The organism is Sphingopyxis sp., from assembly GCF_036402335.1.
GTDB lineage: Bacteria > Pseudomonadota > Alphaproteobacteria > Sphingomonadales > Sphingomonadaceae > Sphingopyxis.
The window spans coordinates 1-14,553 of record NZ_DASWTD010000521.1; the positions used below are offsets into that span (position 1 = coordinate 1).

A 14,553-nucleotide genomic window follows, 5' to 3' on the forward strand; every position below is an offset into this window, starting at 1 on the left:
GGTAAAAAGGCTCGAATTGAGGCGGCGTTTCGCGCTGCCCAGCGCGCTGCGATGAGTGCAAATCTGCCGCTTGATTGCTCACGCTATCTGGTCCGATATCAAGTGTTCTGCGTTTCTTACAACGCTGATGAAGACGAAGGCGCACAAGCCATCGTAATCGGCGATAATCTGATTCAATATCTTACCGGAAGCCTGACGATGGAGCAGCTAAAAGCCTGCCTTCCCGACGCCATTCTAAACCCCGTCGACATGACTGACGGCGCCACTATCTCCTGAGATTTCACGTGCGAAACGTAAATGCCAGAGATCAGCAGTTTCAAACCTGCTGCGGCGGCACTTCGCTGGGCCCGCGACCGGGCTGGTCGATGTCGCCGCCGCCGGGGCGGCCGGGGATTTCGGTCGGCTGGCCGGCGGGGTCTTCGACCGGGGTCGGTTGGACTGGTTGTTCAGGCGGCGCCTGCGGTTCGATCGTGTCGGGTTTCGGCTTGGGAAGCGGGTCGGCGGCGTTGGTCATGATGATTCTCCTTGATTAACCAACGAACCGGCGTCGCGCATGTTCCGGCCCCCGGGATAGCGGGTGGGGATTTGGGGCGGAAAGGGCGGCTTTCCGCCCTTGCCCTCGGCGACGCGTCTGCTATAGCCCCGCGCGGCCCGCACGGGCGTGCGCGGCAGCGCGCGATTTCGTGCACCCGGCCGAAAACACCTGCGGGCGTGGCGGAATTGGTAGACGCGCTGGTTTTAGGTACCAGTATCGCAAGATGTGGGGGTTCGAGTCCCTTCGCCCGCACCAATCTGCAATGCAGGCCGGGATCATGGGGAACTCCGCCGTGCTGGCGGGGTTCGATACGAGATTTTGAGCAAGGATAAGACCAAGGCAATGAAGACCGTCGAAACGCTGAACGAAGGCCTGAAGCGCGAATATCGCGTGACCATCACCGCCAAGGATATCGACAAGCGCGTCGATGACGAGGTGAAGAGCATCGCCCCGACCGTCCGCATGCCCGGCTTCCGCCCCGGCAAGGTTCCGCCGAACCTGATCCGCAAGATGCATGGGCCCGCGCTGAGCGCCGACGCGCTCAACAAGGCGATCGACGCCGGCGTCCGCGACCTGATGGGCAAGGAAAGGCTTCGCCCCGCGCTGCAGCCCGCGGTGACGCTCGCCGACGATTATGAAGCCGGCAAGGACGCCGAGATCACCGTCGCGCTCGAAGTGCGCCCCGACATCGAAACGCCTTCGATCGAGGGCCTGAAGCTCGAACGCCTGACCGTTCCCGCCGACGACAAGGCCGTGATGGCCAAGATCGAGGAATTCGCGGCGCAGATGAAGCGCTTTGAAGACGCGCCGAAGACGAAGAAGGCCGCCCAAGGCGATCAGGTCATCATCGACTTCGCCGGCAGCGTCGACGGCGTCGCCTTCGACGGCGGCACCGGCGAGGATATGGCGGTCGAAATCGGTTCGGGCCAGCTCATCCCCGGTTTCGAAGACCAGCTCGTCGGCACCAAGGTCGGCGACGAAAAGGTGCTGAAGGTTACCTTCCCCGACGAATATCCGGTCGAAACGCTGAAGGGCAAGCCCGCCGAATTCGCGATCACGGTGAAGGAACTGAAGGTTCCGGCCGCGTCGAAGATCGATGACGAGTTCGCGAAGTCGCTCGGCCTCGAAAGCCTCGACAAGCTGAAAGAGCTGATGAAGGACCAGGTCGAGCAGGAACTGAACGGCCTGACGCGCACCTATATGAAGCGCAAGCTGCTCGACCAGCTCGCCGCCGCGCACGACTTCGACGTGCCGCCGACGATGGTCGAGGCCGAGTTCGCTCAGATCTGGCAGCAGCTCGAACATGAAGTCAGCCACGAGGAAGATCCCGAAGCGGCGAAGGCCGAGCTCGAGAACGACCGCGACGATTATCACGCGATCGCGGTGCGCCGCGTCCGCCTCGGCCTGCTCCTGTCGGAAATCGGCCAGGCGCATGGCGTGCAGGTGTCGAACCAGGAAATGCAGCGCCTGATCGCACAGGCGGCGCAGCAGTATCGTCCCGAAGACCGTACCCGCTTCATCGAATATGTGCAGCAGGACGCGCTCGCCGCGGCCCAGCTTCGCGCTCCGCTCTATGAAGACAAGGTCGTCGACTTCCTGTTCGAAAAGGCCGAGATCAGCGATCGCGAAACCACCCGCGAAGAACTCGAAGCGGCTATCGAAGCCGACGACGATGGCCATGTCCATGGCCCGGGCTGCGGCCACGACCATGACCACGACCACAAGCCCGCCAAAAAGGCCGCCGCAAAGAAGTCGGCCGCCAAGAAGGACGCGGTGAAGGAAGAGGCCAAGGAAGAAAAGGCCGAAGCCCCCGCCAAGAAGGCGCCGGCGAAGAAGGCTGCGGCTCCGAAGGCGGAAGCCGCCGAAAAGCCGGCTGCCGAGAAGAAGGCCCCGGCGAAGAAGGCCGCTGCCAAGAAATAAGCCTGATCCAAGGCGAAGCAAAAGGCCGGGTGGAGCCGATCCACCCGGCCTTTTTGTTTTGCGGTCAGCGGATCTGAAGCCGGAGCGGCGGGGCCTGCGGCTGCTCCCCCCAATGCGCCGGCCCCCGCACCGCACCGCTGCGGCGCAATTTGGCGAGCGCGTCGAGGTCGAGATCGGCATAGGTCCAGCCGGGCGCGTCGAGCTCGCCGAGCGCGACGATACCGTTGGCGGGCATTCCGAGATCGGGCGGCGCGAAGACGCCCGCCGCGCCGACGTTGACATCAACCACTGCCGACCAGGGTGCGGCGCCGACCGTCGGCGACTGAACGACGAAACATTGGGTTTCGAGCGCGCGCGCCATCGCGCCGATCCGGACGCGCCAATAGCCCGCGAGGCTGTCGGTGCAGCTGGGGACGAGCAAGATGTCCGCGCCCGCAGCGGCGAGCATCTGCGCGGCATCCGGAAATTCGCTGTCGTAGCAGATGATCACGCCGACCCTGGCAAAGCCGAGGTCGAACAGCGTCACTCGCGCCGCACCGGGGGCAATCGTCCAGTGGGTGCGTTCCCACATCGTCAGGACCAGTTTGTCCTGAAAGCCCGCGCCGCCGTCGGGGCCGAACAGGCGCGCGCGGTTGACGATCCGGCCGAGTTCGTCGCGCTCGACCGTCGATCCGGCGAGGATGTGGACCTTGTGGCGCCGCGCGAGGTCGGCGTGGAGCTGCGCGATGTCGCCCGCCATGGCCGCGAGCGGTTCGACCTGCGCCGCGGCGTCGAGCGCGAGCGCAGGATCGAGGAGCGAGGCGAGCTCCATATTGCCATATTCGGGGAAGACGAGCAGGCGCGCGCCGTTCCCGGCCGCTTCGGTGACCCACGTTTCGAGTTTGACGGCGTAGCTCTTCCAATCGGCGTGCCGGTCGATCGGCCAGGCGGCGCTGGCGATGCGGATCATAGCGCGCGCGTCCAATATTGGAGCGGGTGGCTGCGTTCGGCCTGCTCGCCGACGCATTTCCAGTCGAAGCAGGCGGTGACTTCGCCAAGCGGGGCATAGCCGCGCGCGTACCAGAAGGCGTCGAGCGGACGGTAGTTCGCGGGGCGGGCGGGGTCGTCGTCGGCGCGGATCACGCTGCAGAAGGCCGCGTGGGAAGCGCCCCGCGCGCGCGCCTGCGCTTCGCGATGGTCGAAGAAGGCGTGGCCGATGCCGCGGCCGCGATGGCTGGCGAGCAGCACCGCTTCGCCGAAATAGAAGGTGCGCGCAATGTCGAAGCCCGCGGCGGCGAGCGGTGCCTGCCATGCCGCGTCCTGCGTCGCGAGCGGCGCGGCAGTAGCGGCGCCGACGATCTCCCCGCCATCGCGCGCAACGACGATCACCGCGCCCTCGGCGCGCACGAAATCGGCGAGATAGTTGGCCTCATAGGCGAGATCGCCATCGTAGAGATATGGAAAGTCGCGGAATACCGTAATGCGCAGCCGGGCGAGGGCGGGGATTACCGTAGTCAGCCCCGTGCCCGTCACCGGCGCGACGGTGAGCGTCATGCGCCGACCTGCTGCATCCAGTCGTTGAGGTTGTAATAGGTCGTGACCCGGTCGATCAGCCCCTCGGCGTTCACCGACAGGAAGGCGCCGGCGGGAAGGCGATAGGTCTGGCCGTCCGCTTGCGGCAGTCCCTCGTCGGTCGCGAGATAGGTGCCGTTGACGATGAACTCGGCGGCGGCGCGGTTTCCTTCGGTGAAGATCACCATCTCGGTGAGCTGCTCGCGATAGCACCGCGTCATGTGCGCGTTGAACTCGGCGAACAGCGCCTTGCCGTGGCGCGGCTCGCGCTGATTGACGTCGTGCCGCATATCGTCGGCGACGAGCGCGAGCATGGCGTCGGTGTCGCCTGTATTGAACGCGGCATAATAGGCGGTGACGATGTCGCGGGTGGTCATTTTGCGTCCTTTGGTGCGTCATTGCGAGCGTAGCGAAGCAATCCAGTGCCGTTTACCCAACTCTGGATTGCTTCGCTACGCTCTGACGAAAAAAGGGGGGCTCAGATCACATCCATATTGTAGCAATGCCAGCTGAAGATCGCCGCGGCGCCGCGGTGCGGGCGCCAGGCTTCGGCCAGTTCGCGCGCCTGCTTCTCGCTCGGGCGCGCGCCGAGCTGGAGGATGCGGCCGACCGCTTCCTGCACCGCAAGGTCGCCCGCGGGCCAGATATCGGGGCGCCCTTCGGCGAAGAGCAGGTAGATTTCGGCCGACCAGCGGCCGATGCCCTTGACCCTGGTGAGCAGCGCGATCGCTTCCTCGTCGTCGGCGGGAAGGGCGTCGAAGGTCAGTTCGCCGTCGAGGATCAGCTGTGCGAGGCTCTTGGCATAGCCCTGTTTCTGGCCCGACAGGCCGCAGGCGCGCAGCGTGTCGAAATCGGCGGCCGCCATGACCTCGGCGGGGCAGCCCTCGCCGAACTGCGCCTCGAGCTTGTTCCAGATCGAGTTGGCGGCGGCGACGCTGACCTGCTGGCCGACGATGGTGCGCAGCAGCGTGGTATAGCCGGGCGCGCGGATGCGCGGTTCGGGGTAGCCCGCGTTGCCGAGTGCGCGCGCGAAATTGGAATCCTGCGCCGCCAGCGCGTCGATTCCCGCGTTCAGCTGCTGCTGGCTGAGACCCATCGCATATTCTCCTTTTGTTCCATCGGTAGCTGATAGCAACGCTTGATTTGCCGCGCAACGCGCGACATAGCGCCAGCAACATCGAAGATATGGGGACTAGCATGGCGAAGCTGATTGTCGTGACGCGCGACGGAACCGAGCATGAAATCGAAGGCGACACCAGCCTGACCGTGATGGAGAATATCCGCGATGCCGGCTTCGACGAACTGCTGGCGCTGTGCGGCGGTTGCTGCTCGTGTGCAACGTGCCACGTCCATGTCGAGGCGGGCGCGACCGACCAGCTTCCCGCGATGAGCGAGGACGAGAACGACCTGCTCGATTCGACCACCGACCGCGACGAGGGTTCGCGCCTGTCGTGCCAGATCCCGTTCAGCGATGCGCTCGACGGCCTCCGCGTGCGGATCGCCGCCGAGGACTAAGCCTTACTGGTTCGCCGTCGCGACCGCGTAGAGCGCGATCGCCGCGGCGTTCGAGATGTTGAGGCTCTCCATCCGCGGCGAGATCGGCAGTTTGGCCAGCACGTCGCAATGTTCCATGACATTGTGGCGCATGCCGTCGCCCTCGGACCCCAGCACCAGCGCGACCTTGCTGCCGTCGAGCGTCGACCCCAGCGTCGTTTCGGTGTCGCCCATCAGACCGATGCGCCAATATTGCGCCTCGGCGATTTCCTCCAGCGCGCGCGACAGATTGACGACACGCACCCACGGCACGGTTTCGAGCGCGCCCGACGCCGAGCGCGCGATGACGCCGCTTTCGGGCGGGCTGTGGCGATCCTGCGTGATGATCGCGGCAGCGTCAAACGCCGCGGCCGACCGCAGCACCGCGCCGATATTGTGCGGGTCGGTGACCTGATCGAGAATGACGAGCGGTCGCCGGCTTTCCGCGTCGATTTCTTCCTGCAACAGGTCGCCGAGATAGACGCCCTCGAGCGGATCGACCTCGATCACCAGCCCCTGATGCGGCGCATCGCGCGCGACGAGGCGCGCGAGGTCGGTAACGTCGGCGTAGCTGATAGGAATCACCGGCGGCAGGTCGAGCTGGCCGAGCGCCTCGCGTGTACCCCAGATGCGCTTGACGGTGCGGTCGGGGTTGGCGAGCGCTGCCAGAACGGCGTGGCGACCCCAGAAGCGGATGGCCTGTCCGCGCGTGTTTTGACCGGCGGGACGGCGATGACGGGAAAATTGTCTCATAACGCGCGGCCTTTCCCATGACTGGCATTGACAGGCAAGCATCGTTTCGCCATTGGACCGCTTCCCAAAGCGGGCCCCAAGGACAGGTGGCCGAGTGGTTAAAGGCAGCAGACTGTAAATCTGCCCGGGTTTCCGTACGCTGGTTCGAATCCAGCCCTGTCCACCACCCTCAGGTCCGAGGGCATCTCCTAAAATCGCTGGAAGCCGCAGAAAACCTAGGGTATTATCCCTCGGTCGTTCCTCTGCATCCCATGCCGTATCACTGCAGCGCAGTGAAAAGTGTGGGGAGAATGTGGGGGTAAATTTTTCGACCCCTAAGAATCGGGCTTCCGAGTGTGGGGGTAAAAAATTGGGTTAACCCTATGAAAAAGCTTACGGCTTTGGCGGTCAAGGCAGCATTGGCGAATCCCGGCACATATCAGGACGGCGACGGGCTGTTTCTGAAGGTCGATAAGCGGGGAGGGGCCTCTTGGCTTCTTAGGCTGCAACGTGACGGCAAACGCCAGGATATCGGCTTGGGCAGCGCCAAGCTGCTTCCGCTTGCGGAGGCGCGTGAGAAAGCCAATGAACTTCGCAAGGCGGTCAAGATCGACGGTCGCGATGTGCTGGCAGAGAGGAAGGACGAAGCCGCCGCCAAGGTGACATTCCGGGAAGCGGCCCGCCAATATCATAGCGAGAATACGGCAGGCTGGAAAAGCGCCATCTATGCCCGCCAATGGCTTGCGGCCCTCGAGAGCCATGCTTTCCCGAAATTGGGCGACCTTCCAACTGGGAGAATCTCCGCGGCGGACATCATCGATGTGCTGTTACCGATATGGCAGGAGATTCCCGAAACAGCGCGTCAGGTGCGCAACCGAATCTGCGTCGTCCTCGATTATGCGCATGCAAAAGGCTGGCGCTCTACCGAAGCTCCGTCGGGTAATGGCAGCCTGAAAGCCGGGCGCGGATTGCCCCGCCAAGTGAAATCGCGCGAGAATCGCAAGGCGATGCCTTACAGCGCGCTGCCCGACTTCATGGTCGCCTTGCGTCGAAAGCCCGCATTCGGACGGCTGGCGCTCGAACTGCTCATCCTGACAGGTGTGCGCAGCCAGGAGGTTCGGCTCGCGACATGGGCGGAATTCGATTTCGAGGGGCGCCTCTGGACCATTCCGGCCGACCACATGAAGCGGGCCAAGGCCCACATGGTCCCGCTGTCCGATGCGGCTCTCGCGGTGCTGGCCAAAGCACATGCCTTTCGGCTCCCCGATACAGAGGTCGTTTTCCCCGGAGCGGTTGGAAAGCCGATGTCGGACATGACGCTGCTCAAAGTGCTGCGCGATATGAAGGAGCCGTTCCATGTGCACGGCTTCCGTTCCACATTCACCGACTGGGCGGCCAATGAGGATTTTGCGGACGCCGTGGTGGAAGCGGCGCTGGCTCACAAAACACCTGACGCCGTGCAGGCGGCCTATCGCCGTACAACCTATCTTGGCACGCCGGCCCAGCCGGGCGCGCGTGTCAGGCTGATGGACGCGTGGGGAAGCTATTGTGCCGGAGGCGCTGCCGGGGCGGTACCGCAGGACCCAAATGGACGCAGCCTCGATTAGGCGTGCATCGGCGGCATCACACCGCAGCCAGAGGTCGTGCAACTACCGGCTTTGAAGTCGGCTGTGCTCAATTTCGCGGCGGAGCGTCGGTATTGTCCGCCCGCTCGCCGAACCGCTCGGCCATCCAGCTTTGAACCTCCGACTCGCGCCATGCGACGCATCGACGGGTGAGCTGAAGCTGGCGGGGAAAGCTGCCGTCGCGGATTTGCCGGTAGAGCGTCGCGCGGCTGAGGCCGGTCCGGTCGAGCACGCTTTGCATTCGCAGAAATCGTTCGGGTTCCATGGCATATCCTGTCTTCGCTTTGACGCTCCCCAATCCGATCTGGATGTGCACGATCCGCCCATCAAGCCTCGGGAGCCGGTTATGGGCGGGCGTGCCGCGATGCTTCGTCCTATCGCCGGCGGGTGCTGCAGGCCGTTCCGCCATGCGACATCGTGCACGACCCTGCCGGCGCGTACCGTCAATCGAACCATGGACCGCTGAGCGGCGCGGCGAGATAGCGGCGCGCGGCGCGGACGAGCCTTTGCACCCTCAGGCGGTAGGACGCGCTTTCGATCCGCCATCGCTCGGGGGCTATGGCATGCCGGAACAGCGCGCGCGCTATCGCCTGCTGGGATGCGCCATCGAGGAGCGCGTCTCCGGCGCGCAGTTCGAGGATCCACTGCGCCGCACGCCGTTCGCGAGGCAAAAGCGATGCCGAGAACCGGCCCTTCCGGGCGAGGAGGATGAACTGCCGGAGCGCCTCGATCTTCGGCTCTGCCGATGCGAGACCCGTCACGCGATGCTCCACCAGGGTCGGTCCGCCGAGCAGCGTGCCGTCGTGAAGGTCGAGGCGAACCGCCCAGTGCCCGTCGCTGAGCAGCCAATGCTCGATATGCGCCGCATCGACCTCGACCGAAACAGCGATATCATATTGCGGCCCTGGCAGGCGCGGGGAGATTGACGATGGCAGGTATCAGCCTCAGGCAATTGCCCGATCGAACGCCGGTTAAGCTGACGCTCAACCTCATGCCCGACCTTCACGCGTGCATCGGCGAATATGCCGCTTTCTATCGCGAGCAATATGGCCGCGAAGAAGCCGTCGCCGACCTCATCCCCGCGATGCTCGCGGCCTTTCTCGACAATGACCGCGCGTTCCAGCGAATGCGCCGCGAACGGAGCGGGAAGGGGGGATGATGATCGCCTATGCTTCGCGTACCGGTACGCGCCGCAACCTCGATGCCCTGCGCCGCGCTGGGTGGAGGCTGATGGTGTCGGCCCGCGGCGTGCTGCGGACAGAAGGGTTTCGTTACGCCCTCGATAATGGCGCGTGGACCTCGTTCCAGCGCGGCGAACCCTTTGACGAAGCTGCGTTCGAGCGCGCTATTGCCCGGCTCGGCGCCGATGCGGACTGGATCGTCGTGCCCGACATCGTCATGGGCGGCATGGCATCGCTCAAATTTTCGCGAAGCTGGCTTGCCCGGCTCCGCAACCGTCGTGCGCTTGCCAAGGCGCGCTTCATGATCGCGGTCCAGAACGGCATTATGCCCGCGCATGTCCGCGACCTGGTGGGGCCGCGCGTCGGGGTCTTCGTCGGTGGCGATACCGAGTGGAAGCTGGCGACGATGGCGGGTTGGGCGCGGTTCGCACGCGCGCGCGGCGCAATATGTCACGTCGGCCGGGTCAACAGCGCGCGGCGCATCCGGCTTTGCGCGGCGGCCGGCGCCCACAGCTTCGACGGATCGGGCGTGTCGCGGTTTGCCGAGGCGCTGCCACCGCTCGATCTCGCGAGACGGCAGGCCGACGTCGAAGGCTGGCTGTCGCGAGACGAAAGCGCGAGCCTTGCTCCACGTTCCTGATGCCGGAGCGAGGGAGGGGAGGGGGCGCGGCCAGGTTTCGGAGGGACCGCCGGGCTCGGATCGAAGCGAATGGCGTCGGCGGAGGGGCGGCATGGCGTGCCGTGCGCTCTCGACACGCCAATGCCCCTTCGGCCGGGATATGGCGTCCGGCCTTGGTGGGCTCCCTGCGGGTTCGCCGCCATTCCCACCTCCGCGCTTGATCCGCCCCAGCGTGCGGCGTCTCCCGCGGTCCCCGCGCTTTCGGGTCCGGGTCCCCATCGTTTACGGCAAGGCCAGTTCGGTCCCCGCAGCCAGCGTGTCGATCTCGGCGATGCGCTGAAATTCCGCGAGATACTCCTGCCGATTGTGCGAGAGCCAACGCACAACGCCCGCATTGCCGAGAAGCTTCGCGACATAACCGCGCGCGAGGGTCAGGTGCAGATTGTCGATGCCATAGCTGTCCTCGACCGACTTTATGCGCGTTTGCAGCACGGCCAGTTCGCGTTCCATGCGCGCGAGCTGCTGGCTGTTCGGACTCGCGTTCGCCTTGCCGTCCCGGCTCTTCGGCGGCTTTGCGAGTTGGTCGTCGGGCGTCGCGGCGAGGAGCGCCTTGGCAAAGGCCGCGGTGAAATTATTCTGTCCGATCATGAGGTCGGCAGCCTCGACCTGACGCAGCGACGACATGCGGCGCAGCGTGTCGAAAACGGCCATCGGGCAGTTCGTCTCTTTCAGCATCTCGGCGGCGTCGGCGCTGATGCCGTCGAGGAGCCGCGAGCGCCGTTTGACGGTCTGGATTTCGAGGCCGAGCGCATCGGCAATCTGCGCCGGGGCGACGCCGCGCTCGATCGCCCGGACGATCATCCGATGCTCCTGGACGGGAGGAAGGCGATTGATGCGCTTGTTATAGGTGTAGGTATCCTCGTCGGTGGCGACGAGGCATTCGATCGATGCAATGGAAAGCTGCTTGAGGACCTCGATCCTCAAATGGCCATCGAGCAGATAATATTGGCCGCAATCTCCCGGAGCCGGGATCACCACGGGCGCCTCGACGAGGCCGATGGCCTTGATCGAACTCACAATCTGGGCATATTTCTTGCTCTGGTGGACGCCGTCGCGGAGCGTCTTCAAGGGGATGATCGATGCGATGTCCACGGTGACATAGTCGCGCTCGAAGGCACTGCGCACCTGACCCTCCGCGCCGGGTTCGGGGGCTTGAGGCCAGTCAGTCGAGGACATGTCCGCTCATCCGCAGTTCGAGCGCGCGCGGAATCTGCTCAAGCCCTTCGGCGCGAAGAAGCGTCGTAAATCCCTCATCGGCGAGCAGGTCCTTGATCGCCTCGACGACGAACAGAAGCCGCGTCTGCGCAAAATCGGACTTTTTCACGAGGAGGCGCTGCTTTTCGGCTTCGCGCTGGTAAATATCCATGAGGTCCGCTGCCGTCAGTTTGCGGTTGCCGCCTCTTCGCCCAAGGCGCCCCGGGTGCATGCCCTTATGCCCGCTTCTGAGGCGCATATCGAGGAGCCGGCGCGCGGCCGCCAGCTTCTTTCCGCGCAATTTGCCGGACTCATAGGCATCGAGGAGCAGGTTTTGCGCTTCGTCGCTTTCGGCGCGCGAAATCTCGACCGCCAGGCTCACCGGAAGGAGCCCGGTCTCGACCGCGGCAAGCAGTCGTTCCTCGCCGCGTTCGAGCAGCGTCAGGACGAGACCGACCCACGATAGGCTGACACCGATCTTCCGGCTGATCTCCTGGTCGCTGTGCCCGCGCGCGTGGAGCGCCCCGATCTCCTTCATGATGTCGATGGGGCGATGGATACGCCGCGCGATATTTTCCACGAGGCTCATCACGAGGCATTCGCTTTCGGACGCTTCGATCACGACCGCCGGAATTTCGGTCTGCCCCAGCATTTGGAAGGCCTCGAGCCGTCCCTCGCCGCACACCAGGTCATAGCGCGGGCCGCCAGGGCCCGAACGGCGGCTGACGGTGATCGGTCGTTTGAGCCCGATGGCCTCGATATTATTGGCAATCTCGCGATGCTGGCGCTTGTTACGCGCCCTTGGGTTGAGGACGGTGATCCGCGAAATGGGCACCATCTCGATATGCTGGGGCGTCTCGGCGTTCATCAGGCTGCCATCGCAAATCGGACCGGCGCGGCGATCTCGTAGAAATAGTCGAGACTCTCGAACCGGTAAGCGTCGAGGCTGAGGCCATTGTCTTCCGCGAGCCGTAATCGCCCCGCGGCGAGGTCGAGGCGCGGAAACAGATAATAGTCGAGCGGGATCTTGTTGGCTTGGTCCATTCGCACCACGACCGTGATGTCGGGCGCCAAGGATGTATCGAAGCGCAGCTTCCAGCGCAGCAGCCCTGTGGGGGTCGGGTCGCAGCGCACGATGATCACGGAAAGGCTGAATTCGCCGTTGACCGTGACGGGATCGGCTGCGGCATCCTCGTCGATATGGCTGCCGAGGGAGCGCAGCCCATCGAGGACCTCTTGCAGAACATCGGGATGGAGCCGGCGCAGGGACCGGTTGATCTCGATGTAGCGATAGTCGCGGTCGGGCCGGAACCCGACGAGGCTGTAAGCGCGCAGCAGGCTTCCGAAACGCGAGCTGTAGGCGCTGCTCGAGGGCAGCGCGTCGCTTTCGTCAATGATCAGCCCCGACAGAAGCCCGCGGTTCTCATAGAGACTGCGAAGCTCGGCGAGCATTTGCGCGTCGGACAAGCGGAACGAGCGCGCGTTGATGATTGTGCGCGCGGCCTCGAAGATATCTCGCTCGACAAGGGCGCGGAACACGCCGGGCGCCCGGATCCAGGTCTCGGGATCGTTCCGGACGCGCTTCTGTTTGAGCTTGAACGACTGTCGGTTCCAGACATTGTCGCCCACATATTTTTCGTTGATCAGGAGCTGATGAACGGTTCCCCGGGTCCAGGGGCGGCCAAGGTCGGTCTTGATCCCGCGTGCGTTCAGGTCATCGGCAATCTGATGCTCGGCGCGGCCGTCGTGAACGAAGGCCTGGTATATTTCGCGAACGATGGAAATTTCTTCGCCTGGACCCGGCGTCAGGATGACGCGATCGGTCTGGATGCTCTTCTGCTCGCCGCGTTTGAGCAGACCCTTTTCAGTGCCATGTTCGTCGACGAGGGTTCGCCGTAAGCCAAAGCCGGCGGGGCCGCCCTGGCGAAATCCCTTCTCGATGAGGCGGCCCTGGCCTGCAAAAACCTTCGCCGACAACTCGCGACTATATTCACCCGCCATCGCGCGTTTGACGCCCTTGACGATGGTCGCGATGGGACTGCCATCATTGTCGAACTGCTCGGCACAATATTCGACGCTGATCCCGGCGCGTCGGCATATATATTCATAATAGGCGCTCTCGTCGGCGTCCTGGAACCGCCCCCAGCGACTGACGTCATAGACGAGCACCATGTGAAATCGGTGGCTCCAGCCTGGACGTCCTCGATGAGCCGCTTGAGCGCATCGCGGCCATGGATTTTCAGCCCGCTCTTTCCTTCGTCGGCATAGGTTTTGACGATCTCTATCCCGCGGGCGGCGGCATAGTGGCGGATCGCGTCGGCCTGGTTTTCGGTCGAGTATTTCTGATGGTCCGTGGACATGCGGACATATTCCGCAGCGCGAATGACCAGGGACTTGCCCCGTTCCGGATCAATATGCGTGTGCCAGCTCGGCATTGTCGTCAGCTCCGTGTCGGGGCGTCGGAATTGAGCCAACCTCGACCAGTCGCAGCGCGTATTCTTCGAGTCGATGTCGAGGATCTTTTGGCGAGTATAGACTTGAAGGAGCAGCAACATGTTGCCGAAAACGGGCAGGAACCTGCACCAGGATAAGGACGAATTGGCATTCGCCGCGATTATGGCGGAGGCGCTGAGCGAAGGCCTAGGGTCTACCCACCAAGCCGTAAAAATTGCCATGCGTTGGACCGGTGCCAGCGAAAGAAGCGTCAAGCATTGGCTAGCCGGAACGCATGCGCCTCGCGCAATTCACCTTTTAGGATTGATCCGTCATTCCGATGAGGTGCTGAGGCGGCTTCTCATCGCGTCCGGTCGGCGCGATGCCCTGATCGCTCTTGAGGTGTCTGCGCTGCGTGGACGTCTCATCGAAACACTTGCCTTTCTCGACAAGCTGTTTCCCGACGCAGCGAGCCTCGCGGACGATGCTTCCTGGCCGCGTGCTGCGGGGCCGTAGCCGGACACGAATTTCATTCACCCAGCATAGCAACCGATCGGCTGGCTTCTCTACCGGCCAGCCAAGGTTCAATGCGCCGGATCGCCTCTTCGATCAGGTCGGTCGAGACAGCGAAGCTGAGGCGTATGAAGCCGTTGCCATCGACTGGATCGAAATCCAACCCAGGAGCTATGGCGACGCCGGTATCGCGCAACAAGGCTTCGCAGAAGGCGAGGCTGTCATCCGTTAGGTGGCTGACGTCGGCATAGATATAGAAAGCGCCATCTGGCGGCGCGATCCGCCGTAGACCCATTTTTGGAAGAGCTTCGAGCAGCAGTTTGCGATTGCGCGCATAGGTTTGGATATGGCCTTCGAGCTCGTCGCGGCAATCGAACGCGATGAGGCCGGCATGCTGGGCGAGCGAGGGCGGGGTCAGGAACAGGTTGCCCATGCGCGCGCGGGCGGCGTCGATCAGGCTCTCGGGAACGATGAGCCACCCAAGCCGCCAGCCCGCCATGCTGAAATATTTCGAAAAGCTGTTGACGACCAGCGCGCCCGGCGCGTGCTTCAGCATGGTTTCTGCGGGCAGCGTATAGCTCAGCCCGTGATAGATTTCGTCCGAGACGAGCGCGATACCGCGGCGCTTGCAAACCTCGGCGAGAGCCCTGAGCTCCT

18 protein-coding genes, 2 tRNA genes and 1 pseudogene are annotated in these 14,553 nt (G+C 64.0%); 9 read left to right on the forward strand and 12 right to left on the reverse strand.

Annotated elements, in window-relative coordinates; translation table 11 throughout:
- The coding region (locus VGD20_RS16900) for a hypothetical protein (RefSeq protein ID WP_331135549.1) at positions 1-276 on the forward strand (276 nt) is incomplete at its 5' end.
- 40 nt (positions 277-316) lie between these two features.
- Here the strand turns inward: VGD20_RS16900 and VGD20_RS16905 are convergent.
- A complete protein-coding gene (locus tag VGD20_RS16905; RefSeq protein WP_331135550.1) occupies positions 317-514 on the reverse strand; it encodes a hypothetical protein in 198 nt (65 codons plus the stop codon).
- Between the two features lie 191 nt (positions 515-705).
- Here VGD20_RS16905 and VGD20_RS16910 point away from each other — a divergent pair.
- Together VGD20_RS16910 and tig are read left to right on the forward strand one after the other, a co-directional pair.
- Positions 706-790, forward strand: a tRNA-Leu gene (locus VGD20_RS16910).
- Between the two features lie 87 nt (positions 791-877).
- Positions 878-2,455: a trigger factor gene (gene tig / locus VGD20_RS16915; RefSeq protein WP_331135551.1), complete on the forward strand. Its 1,578-nt coding sequence runs from the start codon at positions 878-880 to the stop codon at positions 2,453-2,455.
- 64 nt (positions 2,456-2,519) lie between these two features.
- Here tig and VGD20_RS16920 read toward each other — a convergent pair whose 3' ends face one another.
- The 4 genes from VGD20_RS16920 to VGD20_RS16935 all read right to left on the reverse strand — a co-directional run bounded on the left by VGD20_RS16920 (position 2,520) and on the right by VGD20_RS16935 (position 5,102).
- Positions 2,520-3,404, reverse strand: a complete 885-nt coding sequence (locus VGD20_RS16920) for a carbon-nitrogen hydrolase family protein (RefSeq protein ID WP_331135552.1) — start codon at positions 3,402-3,404, stop codon at positions 2,520-2,522.
- The gene (locus VGD20_RS16925) at positions 3,401-3,988 is read right to left on the reverse strand and encodes a GNAT family N-acetyltransferase (protein ID WP_331135553.1); all 588 of its coding nucleotides are present in this window, start codon (positions 3,986-3,988) and stop codon (positions 3,401-3,403) included. Before VGD20_RS16925 ends, VGD20_RS16920 begins: the two co-directional genes overlap by 4 nt.
- The gene (locus VGD20_RS16930) at positions 3,985-4,383 is read right to left on the reverse strand and encodes a ketosteroid isomerase-related protein (RefSeq protein ID WP_331135554.1); all 399 of its coding nucleotides are present in this window, start codon (positions 4,381-4,383) and stop codon (positions 3,985-3,987) included. The genes VGD20_RS16925 and VGD20_RS16930 overlap by 4 nt, the downstream gene beginning before the upstream one ends.
- A 101-nt stretch (positions 4,384-4,484) precedes the next feature.
- The gene (locus VGD20_RS16935) at positions 4,485-5,102 is read right to left on the reverse strand and encodes a DNA-3-methyladenine glycosylase 2 family protein (RefSeq protein ID WP_331135555.1); all 618 of its coding nucleotides are present in this window, start codon (positions 5,100-5,102) and stop codon (positions 4,485-4,487) included.
- A 101-nt stretch (positions 5,103-5,203) separates the two neighbouring features.
- Here VGD20_RS16935 and VGD20_RS16940 point away from each other — a divergent pair, with 101 nt between their 5' ends.
- Positions 5,204-5,521 (forward strand): 2Fe-2S iron-sulfur cluster-binding protein, encoded by a 318-nt coding sequence (locus VGD20_RS16940; protein WP_058802016.1) that lies wholly within the window; start codon positions 5,204-5,206, stop codon positions 5,519-5,521.
- A 3-nt stretch (positions 5,522-5,524) separates the two neighbouring features.
- On the opposite strand, the gene rlmB is transcribed toward VGD20_RS16940, so the two are convergent.
- On the reverse strand, positions 5,525-6,292 hold the full coding sequence (gene rlmB / locus VGD20_RS16945; protein ID WP_331135556.1) for a 23S rRNA (guanosine(2251)-2'-O)-methyltransferase RlmB: 768 nt from the start codon (positions 6,290-6,292) through the stop codon (positions 5,525-5,527).
- An 80-nt stretch (positions 6,293-6,372) separates the two neighbouring features.
- Between rlmB and VGD20_RS16950 the strand changes: the two genes are divergently transcribed.
- Together VGD20_RS16950 and VGD20_RS16955 are read left to right on the forward strand one after the other, a co-directional pair.
- Positions 6,373-6,458 (forward strand) — tRNA-Tyr (locus VGD20_RS16950).
- A gap of 196 nt (positions 6,459-6,654) precedes the next feature.
- Positions 6,655-7,878 (forward strand): tyrosine-type recombinase/integrase, encoded by a 1,224-nt coding sequence (locus VGD20_RS16955; protein ID WP_331135557.1) that lies wholly within the window; start codon positions 6,655-6,657, stop codon positions 7,876-7,878.
- Positions 7,879-7,945: 67 nt separating this feature from the next.
- Here VGD20_RS16955 and VGD20_RS16960 read toward each other — a convergent pair whose 3' ends face one another.
- Both VGD20_RS16960 and VGD20_RS21830 read right to left on the reverse strand, forming a co-directional pair.
- Entirely contained in the window at positions 7,946-8,161 is a 216-nt protein-coding gene (locus VGD20_RS16960; protein ID WP_331135558.1) for a helix-turn-helix transcriptional regulator, read from the reverse strand.
- Between the two features lie 178 nt (positions 8,162-8,339).
- Positions 8,340-8,669: a DNA -binding domain-containing protein gene (locus tag VGD20_RS21830; RefSeq protein ID WP_414714591.1), complete on the reverse strand. Its 330-nt coding sequence runs from the start codon at positions 8,667-8,669 to the stop codon at positions 8,340-8,342.
- Positions 8,670-8,824: 155 nt separating this feature from the next.
- On the opposite strand from VGD20_RS21830, the gene VGD20_RS16970 reads away from it, so the two are divergent.
- Positions 8,825-9,055 carry a DUF2274 domain-containing protein gene (locus VGD20_RS16970; RefSeq protein ID WP_331135560.1) on the forward strand — a complete coding sequence of 77 codons (231 nt, stop codon included), beginning with the start codon at positions 8,825-8,827 and terminating at the stop codon, positions 9,053-9,055.
- On the forward strand, positions 9,052-9,717 hold the full coding sequence (locus tag VGD20_RS16975; RefSeq protein WP_331135561.1) for a hypothetical protein: 666 nt from the start codon (positions 9,052-9,054) through the stop codon (positions 9,715-9,717). Before VGD20_RS16970 ends, VGD20_RS16975 begins: the two co-directional genes overlap by 4 nt.
- Positions 9,718-9,978: 261 nt before the next feature.
- Here the strand turns inward: VGD20_RS16975 and VGD20_RS16980 are convergent, their stop codons facing one another.
- The 3 genes and pseudogenes from VGD20_RS16980 to VGD20_RS16990 all read right to left on the reverse strand — a co-directional run bounded on the left by VGD20_RS16980 (position 9,979) and on the right by VGD20_RS16990 (position 13,310).
- Positions 9,979-10,881, reverse strand: coding sequence for a plasmid partitioning protein RepB C-terminal domain-containing protein (locus VGD20_RS16980; RefSeq protein WP_331135562.1), 903 nt, complete (start codon positions 10,879-10,881; stop codon positions 9,979-9,981).
- 37 nt (positions 10,882-10,918) lie between these two features.
- Positions 10,919-11,818 carry a plasmid partitioning protein RepB C-terminal domain-containing protein gene (locus VGD20_RS16985; protein ID WP_331135563.1) on the reverse strand — a complete coding sequence of 300 codons (900 nt, stop codon included), beginning with the start codon at positions 11,816-11,818 and terminating at the stop codon, positions 10,919-10,921.
- Positions 11,818-13,310: pseudogene (locus VGD20_RS16990) on the reverse strand (recombinase family protein). Before VGD20_RS16990 ends, VGD20_RS16985 begins: the two are co-directional and overlap by 1 nt.
- Positions 13,311-13,503: 193 nt before the next feature.
- Here VGD20_RS16990 and VGD20_RS16995 point away from each other — a divergent pair.
- On the forward strand, positions 13,504-13,899 hold the full coding sequence (locus VGD20_RS16995) for a hypothetical protein (protein ID WP_331135564.1): 396 nt from the start codon (positions 13,504-13,506) through the stop codon (positions 13,897-13,899).
- A gap of 13 nt (positions 13,900-13,912) precedes the next feature.
- Here the strand turns inward: VGD20_RS16995 and VGD20_RS17000 are convergent.
- A partial coding sequence (locus VGD20_RS17000) for an aminotransferase class I/II-fold pyridoxal phosphate-dependent enzyme (RefSeq protein ID WP_331135565.1) occupies positions 13,913-14,553 on the reverse strand: 641 nt, incomplete at its 5' end.